The sequence below is a fragment of the Stenotrophomonas veracruzanensis genome, from assembly GCF_032911525.1.
Lineage (GTDB): Bacteria > Pseudomonadota > Gammaproteobacteria > Xanthomonadales > Xanthomonadaceae > Stenotrophomonas > Stenotrophomonas africana.
Genome location: NZ_JAWJTI010000063.1, coordinates 1 through 9,611 on the forward strand (window position 1 = coordinate 1; position 9,611 = coordinate 9,611).

The 9,611-nt window shown below is 67.3% G+C and carries 5 protein-coding genes; 3 read left to right on the plus strand and 2 right to left on the minus strand.

Translation table 11 applies throughout. The annotated features are described in order from the left end of the window. Positions 1–422: 422 nt before the first annotated feature. Both R1H25_RS20020 and R1H25_RS20025 read right to left on the minus strand, forming a co-directional pair. Entirely contained in the window at positions 423–3,950 is a 3,528-nt protein-coding gene (locus R1H25_RS20020; RefSeq protein WP_049448742.1) for a hybrid sensor histidine kinase/response regulator, read from the minus strand. A 95-nt stretch (positions 3,951–4,045) separates the two neighbouring features. Beyond that, entirely contained in the window at positions 4,046–7,591 is a 3,546-nt protein-coding gene (locus R1H25_RS20025; RefSeq protein ID WP_317224442.1) for an ATP-binding protein, read from the minus strand. Between the two features lie 165 nt (positions 7,592–7,756). On the opposite strand from R1H25_RS20025, the gene R1H25_RS20030 reads away from it, so the two are divergent. From R1H25_RS20030 to R1H25_RS20040, 3 genes are read left to right on the plus strand one after another with little or no spacing between them, the layout of a single operon-like run. Continuing rightward, the gene (locus tag R1H25_RS20030) at positions 7,757–8,389 is read left to right on the plus strand and encodes a YceI family protein (protein WP_010482756.1); all 633 of its coding nucleotides are present in this window, start codon (positions 7,757–7,759) and stop codon (positions 8,387–8,389) included. A gap of 10 nt (positions 8,390–8,399) precedes the next feature. Then, the gene (locus tag R1H25_RS20035; protein ID WP_005410672.1) at positions 8,400–8,972 is read left to right on the plus strand and encodes a cytochrome b; all 573 of its coding nucleotides are present in this window, start codon (positions 8,400–8,402) and stop codon (positions 8,970–8,972) included. A gap of 3 nt (positions 8,973–8,975) precedes the next feature. Beyond that, a complete protein-coding gene (locus R1H25_RS20040; RefSeq protein ID WP_317224443.1) occupies positions 8,976–9,548 on the plus strand; it encodes a YceI family protein in 573 nt (190 codons plus the stop codon). Positions 9,549–9,611: the final 63 nt, after the last annotated feature.

Genomic DNA, 9,611 nt, shown 5'->3' on the forward strand with positions numbered 1-9,611 from the left:
TAAACCCATCCATGGGGGCTCGATGGCGCCATCCATGGCGCCAACGGTCCTGCAAGCCCACACCGCCCCACCTCTGACGGGTTCACGCGGCTGTGGGTAACGGCGACTGTTGGAACGCGCGGTTGTTGGTAGGTGTCGACCTTGGTCGACACATCTGTCAGATATCGAATTCCAGATTGGGGTCAGAGCCCGTTGGGCAGCAACGGGATCCGACCCCGTGCTCCGACTGATCGCGGAAATCTGTCGAAGGCGGGGTGGGTCCGGTTGAGGGGGCGTGAGCCGAATGGATGCGGCGACCGAGCCTACATGGACGTACTTGCAGCGTCCCCCGCAACCGGACCCACCCCGCCATCCCACGGAATGCAGGCTTTGACGTTGACGCTGATTCTGCAGGTGCAGGGCTGCAAGCCCTGCAATAAACCCTACCTGCCCATCACCCTGGCGATCGCTTCCACCAGCAGCTCGCCGGTCACCGGCTTGCGCAGGAAGCCACCGATGCCTGCCGCTTCCACCTGCTGCTGCAGGTCCGGATCGGTCCGCGCGGTCACTGCCAGCAGCGGCAGCATGTAGCCCTGGTTGCGCAGGTGCTGGGCCAGTTCGAAACCGCTCAGGCCGGGCAGGTCCAGGTCCAGCAGGCCGACGTCGAAATCGCCGGCACTGATTTCACGCAGCGCCGCCAGCGCATGGCCCGCATGCACCACCTCATGCCCACGCGCACTCAGCAGGCCGCGCACCACGTCGGCCACGGTCGCGTCATCCTCGACCAGCAGCACCCGCAGTGGCGGCATGTTGGCCGCGTCCTCGCGGTGCGTTTCGCCATCCGCTTCGGCATTGGCATCGACCACCAGCGGCAACGGCAGCGTCACGCCGAAGCAGGTGCCTCGGCCCAGCTGGCTCTCCACCTGGATACGCCCCTGCATTGCCTGTGCCAGTTCGCGGCAGATCGCCAGGCCCAGACCGCTGCCGCCGTACTGCGCGGCAGTGCGGGCGCCGTCGGCCTGCTCGAAACGGCGGAACAGACGCTGCTGCTGTTCCTGACTGATGCCCGGACCGGTGTCACGCACTTCGAAATGCAGCGCGCGCAGCTCAGCGTCGCTGCGCGCATGCAGGGTGATGGTGCCGCGGCTGGTGAACTTCACCGCGTTCGAGAGCAGGTTGAGCAGGATCTGCCGCACCCGCATCGAGTCTCCCGTGGCCTGCAGGCCAGGCGGCAGCTGGTTGTCGAGGGTGAAGCGCAGGCCCTTCTGTGCGGCCAGCGGCCCCATCAGCGCCGCCAGATCCTGCAGCAGGCAGCTCAGCGCGAACGGCTTGGACTGCAGTTCCAGTCGCCCGGACTCGATACGTGCCAGGTCCAGCGCATCGTTGACGAGGTGCAGCAGATGTTCGCCAGCGTGACGGATCGACTGCGTATAACCGCGCTGCTGTGGATCCAGCGGCGAGGCCAACAGCAGTTCGCTCATGCCGAGCACACCGGTCATCGGCGTACGTATCTCGTGGCCAAGATTGGCGAGGAAACGGGTCTTGGCCGCCGATGCCTGCTCGGCCAGTTCCTGCTTGTGCAATGCCAGTTGATAGGCGTGGCGACGCTGCAGGCGGCGGCGGTACAGCCAGGCAAACCAACTGGTCAGCAGCAGTGCGATGGAAGCCAGTACCAGCAACCCGGACAGGCTGCGCCACCACGGCGGCTGCACGCGGAACTCCAGGCTCTGCACCCGCGACCAGACGTGGTCGGCCGAGCGCGCTTGGACTTCCAGGCGATAGCTGCCCGGGGCCAGACGCGAGAAAAGACGCTCGCCGGCGGGCCCCACTTCCACCCAATCGGGGTCATAGCCGGCCAGCCGGTAGCGGTAGCTGTTGGAGGCAGAATCGGCGAACGACAGCAGCCGCGCGACGATGCGCAGGTCACGGTCGCCATCGGCGATCTGCAACGGCGTGTCATGGGTCAGGTCCAGCACCTGCTCGTTGCGGCGGACTTCGACCCGTTCGATCACCAGCGGCGCGCGCCGTACCGAGGGCCGCACCTGTTCCGGGTCGAACACCACCACGCCAGCCGGCGTGCCGGCTACCAGATGGCCGTCCCCCGACATCACCAGCGTGTGCTCGCGGAACTCCTGGCTGGGCAGGCCATCGTGCACACCATACAGGCGCACGCTCTGGCCATCGGCACCGACCCGCACCAGGCCGCGCGCGCTGGTCGCCCAGGCCACGCCCTGCGCGTCGACCACCAGCCCGGACGCCGAGATCGCCGGGTAGCCCTGCTCGGCGCCGACCACGGTCTGCCGTTCCAGCCGCCCCTGGCTCCAGCGATAGCGCGACAGGCGCCCATCTTCGGACAGCCAGACCTGGCCATCACGACCGACGTGCAAGGCATGGATCGCGGTCGCCGGAGCGCCCGGCACCGGCTGGAAGCGCTCGCTTTCCGGCAACCACTGCAGCAGGCCGCGGCTGCTGGCCAGCCACACATGGTCCTGCGGCCCGCATTCCACATCAAGATTGAGCTGCCCCTGCTGCAGACCACGCTGGCCATTGTTGAGCTGGCGACGCAGGCGCCCATCGAGGTCGCGCTGCTGCAGGCCCGACGACAGCATCAGCCAGAGGCTGTCGCCGTCACAGGTCGTCATCGATTCGATGACGCCTTCCATGGTTGCGTCGGCACCGGCATCACGGCCCCAGCGTCGCAGATCGCGCCGCTTCGGGTCGTAACGCAGCAGGGCGTCATTCGAGCCGATCCAGACCTGTCCGCGGCGGTCCTCGCGCACCGACGTCAGCCAGTGCATTCCGTTCACCCAGGTACGGTGCTGCTCGACCTTGCCGGTGTTCGGGTCGAAGCGGTCCAGCGCACCATGGCTGCCTACCGTCCAGATGCCGCCATTGCTGGATGGGCTGGTGCCCAGCACGAAAGCGTTGCGCAGCGAGCGGGGGTCGTCCTCCAGCCGCGACAGCACCGAGAACTGCCACCAGCGGGGCAGCAGATGCCACAGCCCGGCGTTGGTGCTGGCCAACCAGATGCCGCCTTCACGGTCCTCGTAGGCGCCAGTCCAGTTCGGTCGCACCGGGCCGCGTGCCACCGCGCTGTACAACGGGACGGTCTGGTACTGGCCGTCGACTGCACGGCCGAGGCCTGTGCGGGTGTCCAGCCAGTACCCGGCCTGTTCATCGCGCAGCATCATGCCCAGCACCTGCTCGCCCTCGGGCAGCTTCCACGGCGGCGCCTCGAAGCGACCATCGGGGCGGCGCACGATGGCTCCGGCCATCGTACTGATCCACAGGCTGCCGTCGGGCTCGGCGGTCAGGCCATTGATCAGGAGGCTGGGGATGAGGTCGGTGCCGATGCGCTCGAAATCGGTGCCGGTCCAGCGCGCAACGCCGTGCTTGGTTCCAACCCACAGACTGCCGTCAGCCAGTGTCGCCAGATACGGAACCGATGCCGCCGGCAGACTGCGCGGATTGTTGGCTTCCGGCAGGAAACGCTGCAGGCGGTCCTGGTTGTCCAGGCGATACAACCCGCCCTCGTGGGTGCCGAACCAGATCGAACCGTCCGGCGTGGTCGCCAGGCTCCAGACCGTGTTGGTGCCCATCAACGGCTGGCTGCTGCGATCGTAGAAATGCAGTTGGCGGCGATCGGCCGACATCCGCACCAGGCCTGCATTCTCTGTGCCGATCCAGAGCTGGTTGCGCGCATCGACCAGTACCGTCCAGATGCGGTTGTCGCGCAGGCCGTCCTCCGAACGCCAGATCCGGTAGTTGCGCCCGTCGTAGCGGGCCAGGCCATCGTTGGTAGCAATCCACAGGTAGCCGTAGCGATCTTCGGCCATCCGATTGACAGTGTTGGACGGCAGGCCGTCGAACACTGTCACCTGGCGCGGGCTTGGCGGCACCGGCTGCGCGGCAGCGGGTGACAGGCAGCACAGCAGGACCAGCAGCAGCATCGCCGCCCGCAGATACACCACCGATTGCCTCCTCACGCTGCCCTGATGATTCCCGCGCTGCGGGCGTCGGCATGGTAAACCGAAAGTAGCGCCGTTCACGCCAGGCGCCGACGCTTTCACGTTGCCGTCTGTCGCTTTGCACGGGACTGGGCGATTGCCGCTACCAGCATGTCGCCGGTAACCGGTTTGCGCAGGAAGCCATCGAAGCCGGCAGCCAGAACCTGCGATTCGGCATAGGCATCGGAACGGGCAGTCACCGCGACCAACGGCAGCTCGTACCCCAGGGCACGCAGTTGGCGGGCAATGGCGGTGCCGTCCAGCGCCGGCAGATCGAGATCGAGCAGGCCCACGTCGAAGCCATCGGTGGCGATCTCCGACAGCGCGCCCAGGCCATGCAGAACGTGTACCACGTCATGACCGCGGCCGCGCAACAGGCCCGCGATGACCTCGGCCACGGTGACATCGTCCTCGACCAGCAGGATGCGCAGCGGCGGCAGGTTCGGCTGCGCCGGAACATCGCCCGCTGCGACGGCGGGCTGCCGCGTCCAGGGCAGCGGCAACCGTACCCGGAAGCGCGCGCCCTTGCCCGGTTGGCTGTCCACTTCGATGCGCCCGCCCATTGCCACGGCCAGCTCCTGGCAGATCGCCAGGCCCAGTCCGCTGCCGCCGTAGCGCGATGCCGTACGAGGGCCATCGGCCTGTTCGAAGCGGTGGAACAGGCGATCCTGCTGCTCGGCATTGATGCCGGGGCCACTGTCATGCACCTCGAAGCAAAGGCCACCGCCGTTCTCCTCCAGGCGCACTGCCAGACCGACATGGCCGCGCTCGGTGAACTTGATCGCGTTGCCCAGCAGATTGAGCAGGATCTGCCGCACGCGCATCTCATCACCGCTGACACTGATCGGTCCAGGCGGATCTTCGCCACGCTGGAACTCCAGCTTGCGCTGCGTCGCCATCGGCTGCATCAGTGCCTGTACCTGGTCGAGCAGGCCCACCAGGTCGAACGGGTGCAGGTCCAGCTCCAATCGACCGGCCTCGATGCGTGCGAGGTCCAGCGCATCGTTCACCAGGCGCAGCAGATGGCTGCCGGCCTGCTGGATCGAACCGGCGTAGCTGCGCTGCACCGGGTCCAGCGGCGTGGCCAGCAGCAGCTCGCTCATGCCAAGTACGCCGGTCATCGGCGTGCGCACCTCATGGCCCAGCGTGGCAAGGAACCGGCTCTTGGCCTGCGAGGCCTGTTCGGCCAATTCCTGCTTGTGCACGGTCAACTGCCATTGCTGGCGGCGACGCAGGCGCGCCCGGGTCGACCACACCAGGGTGAGCAGCAGCAGCGAGCCGATCAGGAGGTAGCCGAAGATCGCCATGCCGCTGCGCCACCAGGGCGGAAGCACTTTCACCTGCAGTTGCTGCGAAGGCGTCCATGCGCCACTGGAGGTGGCTGCCTGCACTTCGATGACATAGCTGCCGGTGGGCAACCGGGAAAGCGTGCGCTGGCCGTCACCGCCCTGCTCCACCCAGTTCTGGTCGTAACCGCGTACCTGGAAGCGGTAGCGGTTGCCCTGCGGGTTGGCGTACGACAGGAGTCGGGCGTCGATCTGCAGATCACGATCATCCGGTCCCAGCAGCAACGTGCCGGTGTTCGGCAACGGCTGCCAGCCACGCGCATCGTCGCGGCGCACGCGGACCTCGGCGATCACCAGTGATGATTCCGGCAACACAACGTCGGAGGCATTCACGTCGAAGGCCACCAGGCCAGTCTGGGCAACCGCAAGCACACGTCCATCGGCATTCACCGCCGGTGGTCGGCTGGTGAATTCGGCATCGGAAAGGCCATCGCGTTCATTGAACAACTGCAGGCGTCGTGCCTTGGGATCCCAGCGCAGCAGACCGCGCGGCGTGGTCGCCCACAGGCGGCCGTTGTCGGCCAGCGCCAGGCCCCCCATGCTGACTGGCGGCACGCCGGCGCTTCCATCGACGCGCTGGATCAGGCGCAGGCTCATGCCATCCCACTGGTAGCGCTCGAGCGCGCCCTGGCGGGCCAGCCACAGTTGTTGCGGATCAATCCACACCAGATCGTAGATCAGACCACGGGAGACCCCCGGCACCGGCTCGAAACGTCCGGACTGTTCGCGCCAGAGACCCATGTCGCCCATCACCCAGACCTTGCCCTGGGCGTCGAAACGGATCTGCTCGATAGGCGAATCGGCCGACTTGCGGAAATCGTCCAGCGGATAGCTGCGCAGCACACGGCCGTCGGCACTGCGCTGCTGCAGGCCCAGGTTCATCACCGAAAGCCAGATCGTTCCGTCGGGTGCCTGGCGCATCAGGTCGATGCGCTGGCGCAGGTCGGCTCCCCCCTCGATGTGCCAGTCATGCAGCGCGCGTGTCGCCGGGTCATACACGCTGATACGGCCGGCACGCCCCAGCCACAGGCGCCCACCCGGCCGCGGCAGCACCGACCACACTGCCCCGCTGCCGATCTCGCGATCGCTGGCCAGCAACTTCAGTGCTCCCTGCGCGTCCAGCTGGTACACGCCATGTGCCGAGCCGACGTAGTAATTCTGGCCATCGCTGGCTGCACTCAGCAGGTACTGGCTGTCCAGCGGCTTGCCGTCCAGCTGGTTCCAGATCGAAAACCGGCGCCAGTCCGGCGGCAGGTAGGCCAGGCCCTGGGTCAGCAGCGCCACCCACAATCCGCCCTCGTGGTCCTGCAGCAGATCAAGCACGCCGCTCTGGGCAGTGAGGAAGCCGCTGCCGCGGTCGCCCTCGAGCCGCCGCAGTGCGCTGGCGTCGCCGCGCAGCAGGCCGTCGGACGTGCCCGCCCAGTAGCCTCCCTGGCGATCGGCCAGCACCAGCGCCGAACGCAGGCGGGCGCTGTCGCTCCAGCGCGGACGGCTGACCCGGTCCTGTGCATCGATGCGGTACAGCCCGTCGTTCTGGCTGCCGATCCAGATCGAGCCATCCGGATCACGGCTCATCCGCAGCACGCTCAACGCGCCCAGCTCACGCGCTGCCACGGACTCGAACCCGCGGCCATTCCAGCGCGCCACCCCGCTCTCGGTGCCGATCCACAGCCGCCCCTGCGCGTCAACCAGGCTGCTGTAGATGGTGTTGCTGGGCAGGCCGTCCAGGCGGGTCGGGTCGTGCTTGAAGAAGCGCAGGCTACCGTCCTCTCCGAACCGGCAGACCCCCTGGCTGCTGGTGCCGATCCAAAGCGCATCCTCGGCGTAGGCCAGCGTCCAGAACTGGCTCATGCAGGGGCCGTTGACCGCATCGAAGGTCTTGAAGCGTTCGCGGTCGGCATCCAACCGGGCCACGCCCTTGCCATTGATGCCGACCCAGACGCGATCCAGGGGATCGACCAGCAGGGTCTCGATCTCATTGCCGGGCAGCGAGCCCGGCTGCTCGGGGTCGTGTTCCCAGACCCGCAGGGCGCCCCCGTCATAGCGCACCAGGCCGCCGTCGGTGGCCGCCCAGATATGCCCCTGGCGATCCTCGGCCAACGCCAGCACCATGCGCGAGGGCATGCCTTCGGCGGCACCGAAACGGCGCAGGCGCGGTGTTTCTGCCATGTCCGGGGCCGCAGCTGCAGTGGCCAACGCCATCAGCAACAGCCCCATGCCCACGATGCCTCGACACCACAGGCGCCAGCTGCTCGTCATCCTGAACCCCCTGTCCTGGTCCGATTGTCACACAGGGCTGGGTTCATGACTGCAACAGCCTGTTTCCACCGGTAGACCCACCACGAACTGTTGCAGCCATGCACGCATCGTTGGCAGGGGCCTGTGCGTATGATCACAGCGTCCCCCTTCCGGAGCCCGCCATCGATGCGTCCCTGCCTGGCCCTGCTGCCGATGCTGCTTGCCACCGCGCCCGCCTGGGCGGATGCAGATACCTATCGCCTCGATCCGGTGCATACCCGTGTGCTGTTCACCATCGACCACGCGGGTTACTCGCAGGCGATGGGCACGGTCTCCGGCAGTGAAGGACGCCTGCAGTTCGATCCCGACAACTGGCGCGAAGCCACACTGGACGTCGAGGTTCCCGTGTCGCGCTTGGACCTTGGTGATGCCAAATGGAACCAGGCCACGCTGGCGCGCAGCCTGCTGGATGGTGAGCGCTTCCCGAAGGCACACTTCGTCTCCAGCCGGGTCGAACCGATCGATGCCAGACGCGCCCACGTGATCGGCACCCTGACCCTGCGCGGGGTCAGCCAGGAGATCACGCTGGACGTGACCCTCAACGCCATCAAGCGCTACCCCCTCCCCCCGTTCCGACGCACCGCCGGTTTTTCCGCCAGCACCACGCTGAGCCGGCGCGCGTTCGGCATCACCGCCTGGCCGGGCGTCATCGGTGATGCAGTACAGCTGAGGATCGAGGCTGAAGCCACCCTCGACCGCAGCGACGCCCCGGGAACTCCCGCTCCCGTTCCACACTCCGACCCCAAGACGGCCCCCTAGAGGACCCTTCATGACCGCCAAGAACACCCCCGCCGCCTGGGGGAGTGTCAGCCAGATCCTGCATTGGTTGATTGCATTGCTGATCCTCGCCCTGGGCGTGGTCGGCCTGACCATGGGCGAACTGCCCAAGACCCCCAAGTACTTCTGGGTCTACACCGCACACAAGTCGATCGGCATCACCGTGCTGGCGCTGGTGCTGTTCCGCCTCGGTTGGCGCCTGTATGCCGGTGCACCGAAGCCGGTACCGGGCGTGCCCAGCTGGCAGGAACGCATCGCCAGTGCCACCCACGTGCTGTTGTATGTGCTGATGTTCGCCATCCCGCTGTCGGGCTGGCTGTACGACTCGGCCAGCGGCCTGCGCCCGTTCCGCTGGTTCGGCCTGGTTGATGTTCCCAAGCTGAGCGGCCCGGACCCGCAGGTCGTTGCGGTCTCCCACGCCATCCACGAATACGGCTTCTGGCTGTTGATCGCGGTGGTGCTGGCTCATGCCGGTGCCGCCTTCTACCACCACCTTTTCCAGCGCGATGCGACCTTGTCCCGCATGTTGCCGCGTGGCTGGCTCGCCTCCCCTCAGAAGGACTGACCGATGAACCTGAAACTGACCACCCCGGCCGCCGTGGCCGCCGCCCTGGCCGGCATGCTGGCCACCGCTCCGGCGTTCGCCGCCGACTACGCGCAGGCCCCCGGCGCCGGTTCGATCCTGGTGTTCGCCACCAAGTACGACGGTGAAGTGTTCACCGGAAGCTTCCCGGGCTTTGCCACCAAGCTCAGCTTCGACCCGGCCAACCCGGCTGCGGGCTCGCTGGACGTGGTGATCCCGCTGGCCGGTGCCAAGAGTGGCAACAGCGACCGCGATTCGACCCTGCAGACTGCCGACTTCTTCAACGTCGGCAAGTTCGCCACCGCGCGCTACACCGCCAAGGGCTTCCGCGCGGTGGGCAATGACCAGTTCGCTGCGGACGGCACGCTGGAACTGCGCGGCGTCAGCAAGCCGGTCACCCTCACCTTCACCTGGAAGCCGGGCACCCAGCCGGTGTTGACCGGCAAGGCCACGGTAAAGCGCCTGGACTTCGGCGTCGGCAGCGGTGACTGGGCCGACACCAAGACCATCCCGGATGAGACCGCGATCAGCACGATCGTGAAGTTCGACGCGAAATAAACCGCGTCTGGTAGTGCCGGCCGCTGGCCGGCATCACCGGGCACGGCGGGGTTGCCGGCCCTG